Consider the following 14,648-nt stretch of genomic DNA (forward strand, 5'->3'; position numbering starts at 1 on the left):
ACATGGCAGAGTTGTCCCATGCTGACAGTCATAGGTGAAGCGCTGGTTGATGTCGTCCAGCGTTCCTCGGGAATCGACGCCCACGTGGGCGGAAGTCCGCTCAACGTTGCCGTGGGCCTGGCCAGGCTGGACCATGCAGTCCAGTTCATCGGCCGCTTCGGCAAGGACGCCTACGGCGACTCGATCGCGGCCCATCTGCGCTCCAGTTCCGTCATGGTTCCGCTTCCGCCGGACGAGAGTCCCACGAGCGTAGCCACCGCATTGATCGACGACGACGGCGCTGCCAGCTACACGTTCGACCTCGCCTGGGAGCTTCCCGGCCTCGCCGCGCGCTTGCCTTTCATGCTCCAGGGGACGTCGCTCCTGCACACGGGCTCGATTGCCACCATGTTGGAGCCGGGAGCAGCGGAAGTCCTTGCCGCCGTCGAGCATGCCCATCCGAACGCGACCATCAGCTTCGATCCCAACTGCAGGCCCAGCATCATCAAGGATCGCGACTATGCGCGGGCCCAGGTGGAGCGTTTCGTGGCGCTTGCCGACGTGGTCAAGGCATCCGACGAGGACCTTGAGTGGCTCTATCCCGGCGTCGACGTCTTGGAATCGGCCCGGCGCTGGTTGAACCTGGGCGGCAGCGGCGGACCCGCCGTCGTGGTGGTCACGCGAGGCGCGGCTGGACCCTGGGGCGTTACGGCGGCGGGGGAGGCCCACGTGGACGCCCCGAAGGTGGAGGTGGCGGATACCGTCGGTGCGGGCGATTCCTTCATGGCCGCGCTCCTCTCGGGCATCGTTGACCGCGGGCTGGCCGGGGCCCAAAACCGGGAAGAGCTGCACGCCATGCCAGCCGAAGTGCTCGACGGGATCCTCAACCATGCAGCGCGCGCCGCGGCAATCACAGTCTCCCGGCCGGGCGCGAATCCGCCGACCAGGGCCGAGCTCAACGCCTCGGGCGTCCCGGAGGCCGAACCAAGCATCGAAAGGCAGCCATGAGTTACGCCGACCTTCCCCGCGTCCCATCCTTCAACCTCACCAGCGGTTCGCTGAGGGACGGTGAGGCACTCGGCAGCGCCCAGACCAGCAAGCGATTCGGTGTGACGGGCGGCAAGGACGAGTCCCCGCAGTTGAGCTGGAGCGAAGCCCCCGAGGGCACCAAGGGTTACGTCGTCACCGTCTTCGATCCGGATGCCCCGAGGGCCGGCGGTTACTGGCACTGGGCCGTCATCAACATCCCGGTCAGTACCGACTCCTTGCCTGCAGGCGCCGGCGTTGAGGGCGGTTCGCACTTGCCAAGCGGTGCGCTACAGCTGAAGAACGACGCCGGGTTCCATGGTTACCTGGGTGCCGCGCCACCGCCTGGGCATGGCCCGCACCGGTACATCGTGGCCGTGCACGCGGTCGACGTCGAAGAACTGGCTCTCGACGCCGGAGCCTCCACGGAAGCGCTCGTCCGCACGCTGGCCGCACACACCCTGGGCCGGGCCGTCATCACGGGCCACTTCGAGCAGCGCTAGCTTGGGGCAGAGTCGACGGCGGCTGCCCCCACGTAGACTGACATAATGCGGCTCGTAGCAAGTGACATTGACGGCACCATACTCGGCCATGACGGCAAGATCAGCAGCCGCACCATCCGCGCATTCCATGCCTGCCGCGAGGCGGGCATCGAGGTGGTGTTCGTGACCGGGCGGCCGCCGCGCTGGCTCTACCCCCTCCGCGAGCAGATCGGCCACAGCGGCATTGTTATTTGCTCCAACGGGGCCGTGGTGTGGGACCTTGAGGCGGAAAAGCTGATTTCGGCCAACGCCTTGAGCATCGAGTCCGTGCTCGAAGCCCGCCGGATCATCAAGCAGCTCCGCCCCGACGCACTGTTCGCGGCCGAAACACTCACCGGATTCCACCTCGAGGCCGGATTCATCGAGAACGAAACGAGCGAGCTCCTCGCCGAGTTCACCCCTGCGTGGCTGGACGAAACGCTGACCGCGGACGACGCCGTCGTGAAGTTCCTTGCCGTGACGCGCAGCGGCACCCCGGATGATTTCCTCGCAGAGGTGCAGCCCGCCGTCGCGCATCTCGTGGAAACCACCCACTCTGCGCCGCGGACTGCCCTCCTGGAAATGTCTGCACCCGGCATCAACAAGGCCGTCACGCTCGCTGCATATGCGTCGTCCAGAGGCATCGACGCCGCGGATGTGGTGGCTTTCGGCGACATGCCCAACGACGTCGAGATGCTGCGCTGGGCGGGCAACGGTTACGCGATGGCCAGCGGCCACCCTGAGGCGATCAGCGCCGCGGGCCAGCAAGCCCCGCATTTCGACGACGACGGCGTGGCCCAGATCCTCGAGGCCAAGCTCGCTTCGCTGCGGGTCTAGTCAGCTCTGGGTTCCCTGGCCGCCGCGCCGGTCGCCGGTCCGGTCCACTAGTTCGGCGCCCGCAGCCCGTGGCTGTGCGCCAAGGCAATGGCTTCTGTTCGTGAACCTACTCCGAGTTTCCTGAAGATATTCCTGACATGGAATTTAACTGTGTTTTCGCTGATGTGCAGTTTGGCGGAGATGGCCCGGTTGCGTTGTCCGGCCGCCAACAGTTGAAGAACTTCCATTTCGCGCTCCGCCAGGCCCCATCCACCGATATCGCCCGCGGGGGCTGATGGAGGGTCCAGTGGCAGGACCACCTGCACGTCCGCTCCCCAGCCGGCCATGACCTCGATGTTCATCCGGCCGTCCAGAGCCGCCACCCGGTTGTTGAGCCGGGCAATGTTGGGCGAATCCGCCGTCAGTTCGCCTAGGCCGTCGTCGCGCACATTAACCAGGAGGTTTACACCATCGCAGTCCCACTGCACCCGCACACGCCTGACCGCGGGCTGCTCCACGATGGCCAGCACCAGACCCCGCACGATCGCCCGGGCGGCGTGGGCCACTTCGCCGGGCAAGGCGCGGCCGTTGATTGGTGGCTCGATGAACTGGATGTCGAGCCCACTGAAGTGCATGAGCGGTCGCAAGTCCTCCCGCAGCCGTTCGAAGGCCTTGGCCACCGGCTCTTCCACGAGGTCTGTTGTCCGGTCGCTGAGTGTCCGAAGATTGACCAGTGAGGTGGCTGCCAGGTCGGTGACGGTCTTTCTGGCAGTGGCATCGTCGAGGGAGCTTGATCGCAGCGCGGCCAGAAGTGTCTCCAGGGTGGTGGAGTGCCGGTCCACGAGTTCGGCCGTGACGCGGAGCCGCTCGGCTGACGCCGCGCGGGATTCCAAAAGGTACGACGGCGGCGCGTCCGCCACCTTCTCCTGGATGCGCCGGGCCGTGAGCTGCCACAAGTACTCAAGCATCCGCAGCGCCGACTCCCGCTCCAAAGATCCCTCGGGGATTGCAGGCTCGGTAATGGTCAGGAGCGCATTGCTCCCGGACGTCAGCGCAAGAACCGGCCGTTGCTTGCCGGCGATGGTCGCTTCACCTTGCCAGGCCTCGCCGTCCGCGACCCGGGCCCGCAATTGATCCAACTCCGGAATGGAGACGCGGCTGATGATGCCTTCCGCCCCGGCCTTCTTCTGGGGCCGGCCGGTGCAATCCTCGGTGAAGATCACTAGCGCGCTGCTGCCCACGTACGGCAACGACGCTTCACGAAGCCGCTCGGCGATGTTCATCAACGGGGAGTTCGCGAGTGCGGCAACCGCTTCCAGGAGCGTCCACGTACTTGGAGTCATCCCGCCACCCTAGCGCCTCAGCTCCCGCGCCTACTACCCAAACGAGTAGCTATGACTGCCCGAGCTCATCGTTACCCCTATCCGTTTAATCCTGAACGATTGATTGAAACGCAGCATTCACCCGAGCAGGAGGTAACGCATGACCACCACCGCAGACGCCGACCTGAGCCTGGACGTCGGCCTGGGCCTGGCCCTTGTGGGAAGCGAGATCGCAGAAACAGCCGCTGAAATGGACCTTGGGCAGCTCTCCTGCCTGGCCGCGGAAGTCCAGACCGCGGGGAACTCGGCAACCGGCCGGATCTTTGTTGCCGGAGCTGGCCGCAGCGGACTTGTCCTGCGGATGGCTGCGATGCGGCTGATGCACCTCGGATTCGACGTGCACATCGCGGGAGATACCACCACACCGGCCATCCGCTCGGACGATCTCCTGCTCCTTGCCTCGGGCTCAGGGACGACCTCCGGCGTCGTGCGCGCCGCCGAAACGGCCTCCAAAGCCGGCGCCAGGATCGCCGTCTACACGACGAACGCGAGGTCACCGCTCGCGGAACTGGCCGACGTCGTCGTCATCATTCCGGCGGCGCAGAAGGCGGACCACGGTTCCACGCTGTCGCGCCAGTACTCCGGCAGCCTGTTCGAGCAGGTGCTCTTCCTCGCTGCCGAAGCAGTCTTCCAGTCGCTGTGGGACAACGACGCGACCCCGGCCGAGGAACTCTGGCTCCGCCACGCGAACCTCGAATAGCCCTTGATTTCCACCGCACCAACACCACCCAACCAACAACGAAAGTGATTCTCTCCATGAAGCTGCAAGTCGCCATCGACGTCCTCACCACCGAAGCCGCCCTCGAAATCGCGGGCAAAGTGGCCGAATATGTTGACATCATCGAACTCGGCACCCCGCTCGTGAAAAGCGAAGGTCTTTCGGCCGTGACCGCCATCAAGGAAGCCCACCCGGACAAGATCGTGTTCGCCGACCTCAAGACCATGGATGCCGGCGAACTCGAAGCAGACATCGCCTTCAAGGCCGGCGCAGACCTGGTTTCCGTACTTGGGGGTGCCGATGACTCCACCATCGCCGGTGCGGTCAAGGCGGCAAAAGCCCACAACAAGGGCATCGTGGTGGACCTGATCGGCGTTGCGGACAAAGTGTCCCGCGCCAAGGAAGCCCGGGCACTCGGTGCCAAGTTCATCGAGTTCCATGCCGGCCTCGACGAGCAGGCAAAGCCGGGCTACAACCTGGATGTCCTGCTGAGCGCGGGCGAGGAAGCTCGCGTGCCGTTCTCAGTGGCCGGCGGCGTGAACCTGTCCACGATCGGAGCCGTACAGCGCGCCGGAGCGGATGTCGCCGTCGTCGGCGGTTCCATCTACGGTGCGGACGACCCCGCGCTGGCCGCGAAGCAACTCCGCGCCGCCATCATCTAGGGTCCACTTTCCGGCCGGGCGCTCCCAACTAACTCGCACTTAATGTCGTTTTCAGGCCTCTAAACGACAACAAATGCCAGTCAGTTGGGAGCGCTCACCCATTTACACAGATTCAGTCCAACTGCCGTTCAACTATCCCCCGTAGGCTCATGCCGTATTCAATGCCGATCACAGGGGACATGATGGCCAAGAGAAAGACGACGGGGTGGCCCGAGGCCCCGGTTCGCCGTGCCGTGCCGGCTGAACATTGGAAGCAGTTGCGCCGCGGGGACCGCGTGAGCGTCAAGCTCGCACCGGGGTTTGAGAACCCCGGCCAGGTGGACGCCGTGTCGAGCGACCACAGCGTGGTCTGGGTAAACCTCGACGGCGGCCGCGGCCGCACGCTGGTTCACTGCGGCGACGGCGTGGAGATCGTCCCGCAGGAATCCTGACGGCGTCGCGGGCGGCACGGCCGGGTTACGCTACCCGTGTGAGCTCGCATTTGGCCTTCTTCAGTCGCCCGGACGGACAATCCGCTCCGCTTGCCTTCGCGCACCGCGGATTTTCCCCCGACGGACTGGAGAACTCCGCCGCGGCATTCAAGGCCGCGCTTGAGCTCGGCTTCACGCATCTCGAAACCGATGCCCGCACCACTGCCGACGGCGTGGTGCTCCTTTTCCACGACGACACCCTCGACCGGGTCACAGATGCCCACGGCCCCATCTCCAGCCTCAGGGCTGCCGACATCGCGAAAGCCCGCATCGGCGGCCGCGAAGCAATTCCCCTCTTGGCGGAGGTCCTGACGGAATTCCCCGAGGCGCGGCTGAACGTCGACGTCAAGGACTGGCATACCGTCAAGGCACTCGCCGGAGTCATTGACCAACTCGACGCCCACGACCGCGTGCTGATCGCGAGCTTCTCCGACCGACGTCGTCGCGCGGTCCTCCGCTTGCTCGGGCGCCGCACGGCGTCTTCGGCGGGCATCGTCTGTAATGCAGCCTTCACGCTTCTGGGACCGCTTCTTCCAGGGCGCTGGCTCCGGAAGATCCTGCACGACGTCGAGGCCCTCCAGGTGCCGGTCCGCTACGGACCGCTGACGGTAGTCACGCCCGGTTTCCTGCGGCGCGCGCACCGGCTGGGGCTCCAGGTCCACGTCTGGACGGTCAACGATTCCGCCGAAATGGCCAGGCTGTTGGACATGGGCGTGGACGGCCTGGTCACCGACCGCGCGGATCGTCTGAAGTCGGTGCTGCTTGGCCGGGGCCAGTGGTGGTGAGCGCCCGGAGCCGCCCCTCGAGGAAGTCCCGCTCGGCGTCGTTGTCGGTGCGCTCCTGCGCGGCGCGGTAGGCGGCGACCGCTTCGTCGTCGCGACCCAAGCGCCGGAGCAGATCCGCGCGCACGGCATGGAACAGGTAGTAATTGCCCAGTTCCAGAAGGTCGACGGTGGCAAGCCCCTTGGCGGGGCCTTCCACCTCCGCGAGGGCAACGGCCCTGTTCAAAGCAACCACCGGCGTCGGTTCCATCGCAAGGAGTTGCCCGTACAGCGCCAGGATCTGGCCCCAATCGGTGTCCGCGGGCTGTGCGGCATCGCTGTGAACCGCGTTGATGGCTGCCTGCAATTGGTACGGTCCGGGCTGGTTCCTCTTCAGACATTGCCGCACCAGGGATTGTCCCTCCGCAATGTGGTCCGCGTCCCAGAGGCTGCGGTCCTGGTCCGCGAGGAGCACCAGGCCGCCGTCGTAAGCTGTCCGGGCGGCGCGGCGGGCATCGAGGAGGAGCATGAGTGCGAGGAGCCCTTTGGCTTCCGGTTCATCAGGCATGAGGTCCACGATGAGCCTGCCCAGGCGCAAGGCCTCGCGGCAGAGCTCTTCGCGCACCAGCCCCGTGCCCGAGCTCGCCGCGTAGCCCTCGTTGAAGACCAAGTAGACCACGGCCAGCACGGATTTCAAGCGCTCAGGAAGCTCGGCCCCGCTCGGTACCCGGTAAGGGATATGGGCATCGCGGATCTTGCCTTTCGCCCGTACGAGTCGCTGGGCCATGGTTGGCTCGGGGACGAGGAAAGCGTGGGCGATTTCGGCGGTGCGGAGCCCGCCCAGGAGCTTGAGGGTCAGGGCCACCTGCGCGGCGCGGTTGAGGGCCGGATGGCAGCAGGTAAATATCAGCCTCAGCTGGTCGTCTTCCACTGTGTCCACCTCTTCGGGTTCATCCACGTGTATATCACCGTGCAGGATCGCGGCCTGGGCGAGCTTCTCCCGGCCGGAGGCCTCGCGGCGGAGCCGGTCGATCGCTCGGTTGCGTGCGGTGGTGATGATCCAGCCCGCCGGGCTTGGCGGCAGCCCGGTATCCGGCCAGCGGGTGACGGCCTCGGTGAATGCGTCCTGGACCGCGTCTTCGGCGGCGTCGATGCTGCCCAAAACACGAACCAGGACGGCCACGGAGCGTCCATACTCTTCGCGGAATATTTGTCCGATCTCCGAAATATGGACCATGGGAAGCTATTCCCGGTAGCCCGCGAAGGGCCGGACCTCGATAGGCAGCGTGGTGGCTTGCGCCGCTTTGCGTCCCCAGCCAAGTGCCACGTCCAGGTCCGGGGCTTCGATCACCCACAGGCCGCCCACGTGTTCCTTGGCCTCGGCGAAGGGGCCGTCCGTCGTGAGTATTTCGCCGTCGTTCACGCGCACCACTGTGGAGGTGCTGGCGGGGTGCAGGCCACCCGTGAAAACCCAGGCGCCGGCGTCGCGCATTTCCTGGTTCAGGACGTCAAGATCGGCCATGATTCTGTTGAGGACTTCGGGTTCCGGAGCGGGGCCATCGGGCTGGTAGATGCTGAGCAGGTAGCGTGACATGACTGTTCCTCCTTGGGATGTGGCGCCGGCACCTTGCCCGCGTCTCACCCCCTATACGAACGACACAGGCTGTTTTCGACATCTCCGCACACGGATCTGCGAAAAGCTTAGCCCCGCTGGCAGGATGGGGGCATGCGCATCCTGATTGCCCCGGACAAGTTCAAAGGTTCCCTCACTGCCGCCGAAGCAGCCTCTGCGATGGCCGAAGGGGCATTGCGCGTCTATCCCGATGCCGTGGTGACACAGTTTCCCATCGCGGACGGTGGCGAAGGAACACTGGAGGCAGCCGTGGCGGCAGGCTACGAAGAGCGGATCAACGCCGTCGTCGGCCCCATTCTCAAGCCGGTAGGCGCCGCGTGGGCCATCCGGAAGAATGCCTTCGGCGGAGCCACCGCGGTGATCGAAACCGCGCAAGCATCCGGACTGGCACACATGGAGCCGACGCCGGCCAACGCCCTGCGCGCCCACAGCTACGGTTGCGGTCAGCTCATCGCGGCGGCCCTCGACGCCGGGGCCACCGAGATTGTGCTCGGCGTGGGTGGTTCCGCCATGTCCGACGGCGGCAGCGGCGCCCTGCGCGCGCTGGGACTGAAGCCCCTGGATGCAGCGGGGAACGTGGTTCCGCTCGGCGGTGGCTCGCTCGCTGACGTCGTCTCCCTCGACGTCTCCGGGCTGGATCCGCGCCTGACGGCGGTGAGGTTCCGGATCGCCGTCGACGTCCAGAACCCGCTCTTCGGCAGCGACGGCGCTGCGCATGTTTTCGGCCCTCAGAAGGGCGCGGACGAAGACGCGGTGGAACTGCTCGACGCCGGCCTCCGCAATTGGGCGTCCCTGCTGCGGGAAACAGGGGGACAGGACGTGAATGTTCCCGGCGCCGGAGCGGCAGGCGGATTCCCGGCGTCGTTCCTGGCCTTCACCCAGGCGACCCTGGAAGGCGGGTTCGCCCTCGTGGCCGGCCTCACGGGGCTTCCCGAACAGCTCGGCGGCGCGGACCTGGTGATCACCGGCGAGGGATCGATGGATTCTCAATCCTTGACCGGCAAAGCCCCCATCGCATTGGCAGATTCAGCCCACGGCCAGGGCATTCCGGTGATTGTGGTAGCCGGCAGGATCTTGGTGACTCCCGAAGAGCTGGCGGGCCACGGCGTGGTTGCCGCGGCGCAGCTGCTCGACGTCGCGCAGCGTCGCGATGGCGTGCCGGACGTCGCCGACGCCGTGGCCAACGCAGCCAAGTACCTCGCGTGGGTCACGAGCCAGGTACTGGAAGGCGCCTAACTCGCATCCAGCTGGGGACATGCCCCCTGCTGGATGCGAGGAATGGACATAGTGCGAATATGCCCATTCCTGGATGCCAAGAGGGGGCATGCTCAGCGGGGCTGCTCGGCGTTACCGGGCAGATAATTAAGGAACAAAGCGTGGCTCTGATTGCTGCCATGCACCTACGATGCGACGACCCCTCGGGCCGCCGGCACCGCCTGCCGGGCTGGCAGCCGGCCAGCACGGCACCATCGAATCGAGGAGCACACCATGTCCACCTTGAAAGAGCGGCTGCACGCAGACGTCGTCAGCCATATGAAGGACGGCAATCGCATTGCCCTGAACGCCACACGCAACGTCCTCAGCGAGATTGACACCCGTGAGAAAGCCGGCCAGGCGCCGATCCACCTGGACGACGCCCAGATCACCGCCATGTTGCAGAAGGAGGCTTCCCAGTATCACGAGGTGGCCCGGCTGTACGAGGAGGCCGGAGAGGCCGAGCGGGCAGCCACGGAGATCGCGGATGCCGAGGTCATCGAGGCCTATCTGCCGGAACCCCTATCCGTCGAAGAAGTCGAGTCCATCGTTGACGAGGTCATCGCCTCGCTCAAGGCCGACGGCGTGGAGCTGTCCCTGATGCACATGGGCTATGTCATGAGGCCGGTCACCGAAAAGGTCGCCGGCCGCTTCGACGGCAAGGCGGTCAGCGAGATTGTTCGCACGCGCCTCTCATAGCCGGCAACGCAATCTGTACAGATCGTGTCCCCTAAAGCGCGCTTGGGGGACGCGACCTGTGCACAACCCGAGAGGTTAGTGCTCCATCTCTGGCTCGGCAACCGTTCCGCGCCAACGGGCCAGGCCCTTCATGCCGTGGTAGACCGCCAAGGCAGCGGCCGAGCCCAGGGCGATGCCCGTGAACTTCAGTTCGCCGATGGTCCACGTGTAGTCCGCGATCCCGATAATCAGTGCGACGGCGGCCGTGGTCAGGTTGATGGGGTTGGAGAAGTTGACCTTGTTCTGCACCCAGATTTTCACGCCGAGGACGCCGATCATCCCGTAGAGCATGGTCGCCGCTCCGCCCAGCACGCCGGCAGGAACGGTGGCAATGAGTTCGCCGAACTTGGGCGAGAAACTCAGGAGGATGGCGAAGGCGCCGGCAACCCAGTAGGCCGCCGTCGAGTAGACCTTCGTGGCCGCCATGACGCCGATGTTTTCGGCGTAGGTGGTGGTGCCGGAGCCGCCGCCGAATCCGGCGAGGACCGTCGCGACGCCGTCGGCCATCAACGCGCGGCCTGAGACGTCGTCGAGGTTCCGTCCGGTCATCGCGGCCACGGACTTCACGTGCCCCACGTTTTCGGCCACCAGCACCAGGACAACCGGCACGAACAAGCCCACGACGCCGAGGTGGAACTCCGGAGTCTGGAAGTGCGGCAGCCCGATCCACGACGCCGCGTCCATCTTGGAGTAGTCCACTTCGCCGCGCGTCATGGCGGTGAGGTAGCCCACCACCACGCCCACCAGGATGCTCAGGCGGCCCAGAATGCCGCGGAACAGGACGCTCACCAAGATGATTGTCACCAGTGTCACGAGGGCAGTGACGGGGGCCTTGTCGAAGTTCGCCTTCGCGGCGGGCGCCAAGTTCAGGCCGATCAGGGCGACGATTGCGCCAGTAACGATAGGCGGCATGGTCCGGTTGATCCACTCAGCGCCGAACTTCTGGACCACCGCGCCGACAAGAGCCAGTACGACGCCGGCGAGCACCACTCCGCCGAGCGCGCCGGGAACGCCGAACTGCTGCTGCGACGCCAGGATGGGGGCGATGAAAGCGAAGCTCGAACCAAGGTAGCTCGGTACGCGGCCCTTGGTGATGACCAGGAACAACAGTGTGCCGATGCCGGAAAACAGTAGCGTGGTGGCCGGCGGCATGCCCGTGATGATGGGCACCAGGAAGGTGGCCCCGAACATCGCGACGACGTGCTGCATGCCGACGCCGATGGTCAGCGGCCACGCAAGCCGTTCCTCGGGTGCCACCACGTGGCCCGGCCGGATCGATTTGCCGTTGCCGTGCAGCTTCCATTTGGTTCCGAGCATGCTCATCTACGGGAGCCTTCCCTGAAAGTTGTGATTGTCCGGGTGCAACCTTACCGCCCGGACGGCCTGCCGATTCCGCTGTGTGGAACGTCACGTGGCTTCTGGGGAAGAGGCGGGGGGAAGTTGAAGTTGCAACGATGGAAAGCATAAGCGCCCGGCCGTCGATGGCTGCGGGCACAGCGAAAGGTACGCGCATGACGATCGCCCACGAAGAAGCAGTGATTGACGCCGCAGCAGTCGACGCCATCTTTGCCGAAGCCCGCACTGCCAACTCCTTTGCAGGCGAGGTTTCCGAGGAGCAAGCACAGGCCATCTACGAACTGACCAAGTTCGGCCCGACGGCGTTCAACTCCCAGCCGTTGCGCGTCACCTACGTCCGTTCGGACGAGGCCCGTGCCAAGCTCGTCGAGACCCTCTCTCCGGGCAACAAGGCCAAGACCGCCTCTGCTCCGCTGGTCGCCGTGCTCTCCTACGACACTGCTTGGCACGAACAGTGGGACAAGTTCCTCCCGGTCTACTCCGCCCCAAAGGCCATGTACGACGCCAACCCCGAGTTCACCGCCACCACGGGTAACAACAACGCCCACCTGCAGGCGGGCTACTTCATCCTCGCTGTCCGCTCCCTCGGTTTCGCCGCCGGCCCCATGACCGGTGCCGATTTCGCTGCGATCGACGCCGAGTTCTTCCCTGCCGGTGACCAGAAGAGCTTCCTCGTGGTCAACATCGGCCAGCCGGGTCCCGACGCCTTCGGCGAAGCCAAGCCGAAGTTCGCCTACGAGGACGTCGTCCGCACCGTCTAACCCCCGCTCACTTTTGACGTCCTTTTCGCCGACGCTCGCTCACTCTGGTGAGCGAGCGTTCGCGCTTAAGGCGGTATATGTGAGCGGGCGTCGGTGTTTAAGGCGGTATATCTGAGCGGGCGTTTTCCTTGGTTAACGCTCGTTCACCTTTGGCGCCTTTTCCACCGACGCCCGCTCACGTCTGTGATTGGGAGGGCGGTGCGGTGGCAAAATTTCCCTATGCGGAACCTGATTCTGGTGGCGTTCGTCGAAGCCGTGGCTGACGGCATGGTCTTCCCGCGCAGTGACTGGCCGCTGCACATCACCCTCTTGAGGTTCGACGTCGAGCCTTCCGAGGATAACGACGTCGCTGCCCGCCTCAGCGAGCTTGTCACCGCTCCCGCGATGGGCGCCCTAGGGGCGGAACTCACCGTGGGACCCGACGCCCGATTCGGTCACCAAGGCTCCATTCCGGTCAGCCTCGTGGAGCACCATCCCCTTTTGCAGGGCCTCCACGAGGAGTTGTTCGACGCCGTGGCAAGCGTCGGGGGGCGCGCAGCCACCCCGCGCTACGTCATGGAGAACTACCGCCCGCATATTTCGCATCACGACGGAAAACGTCCCCAGCCGGGTGACGCCGTCGTGTTCGACCAGATCGCGCTGGTGGACATGGCGCCGGAAGGCAACCACACCATTCGCCGAATCCTCAAGCTGTGGCGCCTCCCGGCGGAGCCAAACTAGCGAGGGCTAGGAAATCACGCCGTCCACAAGGGCCTTGGCTTCTTCCTGGACCTGCTTGAGGTGGTCGGCACCCTTGAAGGACTCGGCGTAGATCTTGTAGACGTCCTCGGTGCCCGACGGCCGCGCCGCGAACCAGGCGTTCTCCGTGACAACCTTGAGGCCGCCGATCGAGGCGCCGTTGCCGGGAGCCTCGGTCAGCTTGGCGGTGATGTCCTCGCCCGCCAGCGTGGTGGCTGTGACATCCGCGGCGGAGAGCTTGCCGAGCTTGGCCTTCTGCTCACGCGTGGCGGCGGCGTCGATCCGGGCATAGACGGGTGCGCCGAACTTGTCCGTGAGGCCTTTGTACAGCTGCGACGGCGACTTGCCGGTGACTGCCGTGATCTCCGATGCCAGGAGCGCCAACAGGATGCCGTCCTTGTCGGTGGTCCAGACGCTTCCGTCACGCTTGTTGAAGGAGGCGCCCGCGGATTCTTCGCCACCGAAGGCACCCTCGCCGGAAAGCAGGCCGGGAACGAACCACTTGAAGCCCACGGGAACTTCCACGAGCTTGCGGCCCAGTCCAGCAGCCACGCGGTCAATGATGGAGGAGGAAACCAGGGTCTTGCCGACCACTGACTCCGGGTTCCAGCCTGTGCGGTTGCGGTACAGGTAGTCGATCGCGACGGCGAGATAGTGGTTCGGGTTCATCAAGCCGCCGTCCGGCGTCACAATGCCGTGGCGGTCGGCGTCGGCGTCGTTCCCGGTCGCGACGTCGAAGGTGCCCGTACCGGCCGAAGCACTGTCCGACATGCGCTTGATGAGCGAGGCCATGGCCGACGGGGAGGAGCAGTCCATGCGGATCTTCTCGTCCCAGTCGAGGGTCATGAATGCCCACTGCGGGTCCACGGTGGGGTTGACCACGGTCAGGTCAAGCTGGTGACGCTCCCCGATTTCACCCCAGTAGTCCACGGAGGCGCCGCCCATGGGATCCGCGCCGATGCGGACGCCCGCCGTGCGGATCGCATCGAGGTCCAGGACGGACGGGAGGTCGTCCACGTAGCTGCTCAGGAAATCGAACTTGCCCGTGCCGTCGGCCTTGAGCGCGTCGTTCAACGGAATCCGCTTGACGCCGCGCAACCCGTTTTCCAGGAGCTCGTTGGCGCGGTTGGCGATCCAGCCTGTGGCGTCCGTGTCGGCGGGGCCGCCGTGCGGGGGGTTGTACTTGAATCCGCCGTCGGCTGGAGGGTTGTGGCTCGGAGTGACGACGATGCCGTCGGCCTGGGGTTGCCCGGGCCCTGCTTCGTTGTTGTACTTCAGGATCGCATGGCTCAAGGCCGGCGTGGGCGTGTAGCCGTGGCGGGCGTCGATCAGTACGTTGACGCCGTTGGCGGCGAGCACTTCGAGGGCGGAATTCTGCGCTGGTTCACTGAGCCCGTGGGTGTCCTTGGCCAGGAAGAGAGGGCCGGTGATGCCCTGCCCGGCGCGGTATTCCACAATCGCCTGGGTGATGGCGAGGATATGGCCTTCATTAAAGGAGGCCTTCAGGCTCGACCCCCGGTGCCCCGAGGTGCCGAAGGCAACGCGCTGGGCGGGATCACTCAGATCCGGCGTCACGTCGTAGTACGCGTCGAGAAGAGCGGTGATGTCTACAAGGTCCTGGGGAAGGGCAACAGTGCCCGCACGGCTAGCCATTGACCCAGCATGCCAGACCATCCGGTGTGCTTGAAGAGAAAACCCGCTATTGCGGTGCCTGTGACTTCGTATTTCCGCCAGACCGGCGAAGATTCACTGCCCGTTTACCGGAGTGCGGCATGGGGTTGGGAAGCCGGGGCTCGGGAGCTTATGTGCGCCTGCGCTCGGCGGTAGGCTGGG

General features: G+C 65.5%; 16 protein-coding genes. 11 read left to right on the top strand and 5 right to left on the bottom strand.

Going from position 1 to position 14,648, the window contains the following annotated elements; all coding sequences use genetic code 11:
- Nucleotides 1-18 precede the first annotated feature (18 nt).
- From OIT41_RS00245 to OIT41_RS00255, 3 genes are read left to right on the top strand one after another with little or no spacing between them, the layout of a single operon-like run.
- The gene (locus tag OIT41_RS00245; RefSeq protein ID WP_241707666.1) at nt 19-987 is read left to right on the top strand and encodes a carbohydrate kinase family protein; all 969 of its coding nucleotides are present in this window, start codon (nt 19-21) and stop codon (nt 985-987) included.
- Complete coding sequence (locus OIT41_RS00250) at nt 984-1,508, top strand: YbhB/YbcL family Raf kinase inhibitor-like protein (protein WP_264637140.1); 525 nt, start codon at nt 984-986, stop codon at nt 1,506-1,508. Before OIT41_RS00245 ends, OIT41_RS00250 begins: the two co-directional genes overlap by 4 nt.
- A 45-nt stretch (nt 1,509-1,553) precedes the next feature.
- Nucleotides 1,554-2,363: an HAD family hydrolase gene (locus OIT41_RS00255; RefSeq protein ID WP_264637141.1), complete on the top strand. Its 810-nt coding sequence runs from the start codon at nt 1,554-1,556 to the stop codon at nt 2,361-2,363.
- Nucleotides 2,364-2,410: 47 nt separating this feature from the next.
- Here the strand turns inward: OIT41_RS00255 and OIT41_RS00260 are convergent, their stop codons facing one another.
- A complete protein-coding gene (locus tag OIT41_RS00260) occupies nt 2,411-3,685 on the bottom strand; it encodes a response regulator transcription factor family protein (protein ID WP_264637142.1) in 1,275 nt (424 codons plus the stop codon).
- A 139-nt stretch (nt 3,686-3,824) separates the two neighbouring features.
- On the opposite strand from OIT41_RS00260, the gene hxlB reads away from it, so the two are divergent.
- The 4 genes from hxlB (at nt 3,825) to OIT41_RS00280 (ending at nt 6,359) form a co-directional block, all read left to right on the top strand.
- The gene (gene hxlB / locus OIT41_RS00265; RefSeq protein ID WP_264637143.1) at nt 3,825-4,424 is read left to right on the top strand and encodes a 6-phospho-3-hexuloisomerase; all 600 of its coding nucleotides are present in this window, start codon (nt 3,825-3,827) and stop codon (nt 4,422-4,424) included.
- A gap of 56 nt (nt 4,425-4,480) precedes the next feature.
- Nucleotides 4,481-5,104: a 3-hexulose-6-phosphate synthase gene (gene hxlA / locus OIT41_RS00270; RefSeq protein WP_078107016.1), complete on the top strand. Its 624-nt coding sequence runs from the start codon at nt 4,481-4,483 to the stop codon at nt 5,102-5,104.
- A gap of 182 nt (nt 5,105-5,286) precedes the next feature.
- Complete coding sequence (locus OIT41_RS00275) at nt 5,287-5,535, top strand: hypothetical protein (protein WP_078107057.1); 249 nt, start codon at nt 5,287-5,289, stop codon at nt 5,533-5,535.
- Nucleotides 5,536-5,573: 38 nt separating this feature from the next.
- Nucleotides 5,574-6,359, top strand: coding sequence for a glycerophosphodiester phosphodiesterase family protein (locus OIT41_RS00280; RefSeq protein WP_264637144.1), 786 nt, complete (start codon nt 5,574-5,576; stop codon nt 6,357-6,359).
- Here the strand turns inward: OIT41_RS00280 and OIT41_RS00285 are convergent.
- On the bottom strand, nt 6,301-7,572 hold the full coding sequence (locus OIT41_RS00285; protein WP_264637145.1) for an RNA polymerase sigma factor: 1,272 nt from the start codon (nt 7,570-7,572) through the stop codon (nt 6,301-6,303). The genes OIT41_RS00280 and OIT41_RS00285 overlap by 59 nt on opposite strands.
- Before the next feature lie 6 nt (nt 7,573-7,578).
- The gene (locus tag OIT41_RS00290) at nt 7,579-7,929 is read right to left on the bottom strand and encodes a YciI family protein (protein WP_264637146.1); all 351 of its coding nucleotides are present in this window, start codon (nt 7,927-7,929) and stop codon (nt 7,579-7,581) included.
- Between the two features lie 132 nt (nt 7,930-8,061).
- Between OIT41_RS00290 and OIT41_RS00295 the strand changes: the two genes are divergently transcribed.
- The gene (locus OIT41_RS00295) at nt 8,062-9,204 is read left to right on the top strand and encodes a glycerate kinase (RefSeq protein WP_264637147.1); all 1,143 of its coding nucleotides are present in this window, start codon (nt 8,062-8,064) and stop codon (nt 9,202-9,204) included.
- Between the two features lie 252 nt (nt 9,205-9,456).
- A complete protein-coding gene (locus tag OIT41_RS00300) occupies nt 9,457-9,921 on the top strand; it encodes a GatB/YqeY domain-containing protein (RefSeq protein ID WP_264637148.1) in 465 nt (154 codons plus the stop codon).
- A gap of 75 nt (nt 9,922-9,996) precedes the next feature.
- On the opposite strand, the gene OIT41_RS00305 is transcribed toward OIT41_RS00300, so the two are convergent.
- The gene (locus OIT41_RS00305) at nt 9,997-11,283 is read right to left on the bottom strand and encodes a uracil-xanthine permease family protein (protein WP_264637149.1); all 1,287 of its coding nucleotides are present in this window, start codon (nt 11,281-11,283) and stop codon (nt 9,997-9,999) included.
- A gap of 188 nt (nt 11,284-11,471) precedes the next feature.
- Here OIT41_RS00305 and OIT41_RS00310 point away from each other — a divergent pair, with 188 nt between their 5' ends.
- On the top strand, nt 11,472-12,077 hold the full coding sequence (locus tag OIT41_RS00310) for a malonic semialdehyde reductase (protein ID WP_078107055.1): 606 nt from the start codon (nt 11,472-11,474) through the stop codon (nt 12,075-12,077).
- A 219-nt stretch (nt 12,078-12,296) separates the two neighbouring features.
- On the top strand, nt 12,297-12,797 hold the full coding sequence (locus OIT41_RS00315) for a 2'-5' RNA ligase family protein (RefSeq protein WP_264637151.1): 501 nt from the start codon (nt 12,297-12,299) through the stop codon (nt 12,795-12,797).
- A 6-nt stretch (nt 12,798-12,803) separates the two neighbouring features.
- Here OIT41_RS00315 and pgm read toward each other — a convergent pair whose 3' ends face one another.
- Nucleotides 12,804-14,468, bottom strand: a complete 1,665-nt coding sequence (gene pgm / locus OIT41_RS00320) for a phosphoglucomutase (alpha-D-glucose-1,6-bisphosphate-dependent) (RefSeq protein WP_078107009.1) — start codon at nt 14,466-14,468, stop codon at nt 12,804-12,806.
- Nucleotides 14,469-14,648: the final 180 nt, after the last annotated feature.

This window comes from Arthrobacter sp. YA7-1 (assembly GCF_025960325.1).
In the GTDB taxonomy this organism is placed as follows: Bacteria; Actinomycetota; Actinomycetes; order Actinomycetales; family Micrococcaceae; genus Arthrobacter; species Arthrobacter bambusae_A.

Bases quoted from the DNA above. Each gene is read 5' to 3' on its own strand.
- OIT41_RS00245 (WP_241707666.1), top strand. From the start codon at position 19: ATGCTGACAGTCATAGGTGAAGCGCTGGTTGATGTCGTCCAGCGTTCC.
- OIT41_RS00250 (WP_264637140.1), top strand. From the start codon at position 984: ATGAGTTACGCCGACCTTCCCCGCGTCCCATCCTTCAACCTCACCAGC.
- OIT41_RS00255 (WP_264637141.1), top strand. From the start codon at position 1,554: ATGCGGCTCGTAGCAAGTGACATTGACGGCACCATACTCGGCCATGAC.
- OIT41_RS00260 (WP_264637142.1), bottom strand. From the start codon at position 3,685: ATGACTCCAAGTACGTGGACGCTCCTGGAAGCGGTTGCCGCACTCGCG.
- hxlB (WP_264637143.1), top strand. From the start codon at position 3,825: ATGACCACCACCGCAGACGCCGACCTGAGCCTGGACGTCGGCCTGGGC.
- hxlA (WP_078107016.1), top strand. From the start codon at position 4,481: ATGAAGCTGCAAGTCGCCATCGACGTCCTCACCACCGAAGCCGCCCTC.
- OIT41_RS00275 (WP_078107057.1), top strand. From the start codon at position 5,287: ATGGCCAAGAGAAAGACGACGGGGTGGCCCGAGGCCCCGGTTCGCCGT.
- OIT41_RS00285 (WP_264637145.1), bottom strand. From the start codon at position 7,572: ATGGTCCATATTTCGGAGATCGGACAAATATTCCGCGAAGAGTATGGA.
- OIT41_RS00290 (WP_264637146.1), bottom strand. From the start codon at position 7,929: ATGTCACGCTACCTGCTCAGCATCTACCAGCCCGATGGCCCCGCTCCG.
- OIT41_RS00295 (WP_264637147.1), top strand. From the start codon at position 8,062: ATGCGCATCCTGATTGCCCCGGACAAGTTCAAAGGTTCCCTCACTGCC.
- OIT41_RS00300 (WP_264637148.1), top strand. From the start codon at position 9,457: ATGTCCACCTTGAAAGAGCGGCTGCACGCAGACGTCGTCAGCCATATG.
- OIT41_RS00305 (WP_264637149.1), bottom strand. From the start codon at position 11,283: ATGAGCATGCTCGGAACCAAATGGAAGCTGCACGGCAACGGCAAATCG.
- OIT41_RS00310 (WP_078107055.1), top strand. From the start codon at position 11,472: ATGACGATCGCCCACGAAGAAGCAGTGATTGACGCCGCAGCAGTCGAC.
- OIT41_RS00315 (WP_264637151.1), top strand. From the start codon at position 12,297: ATGCGGAACCTGATTCTGGTGGCGTTCGTCGAAGCCGTGGCTGACGGC.
- pgm (WP_078107009.1), bottom strand. From the start codon at position 14,468: ATGGCTAGCCGTGCGGGCACTGTTGCCCTTCCCCAGGACCTTGTAGAC.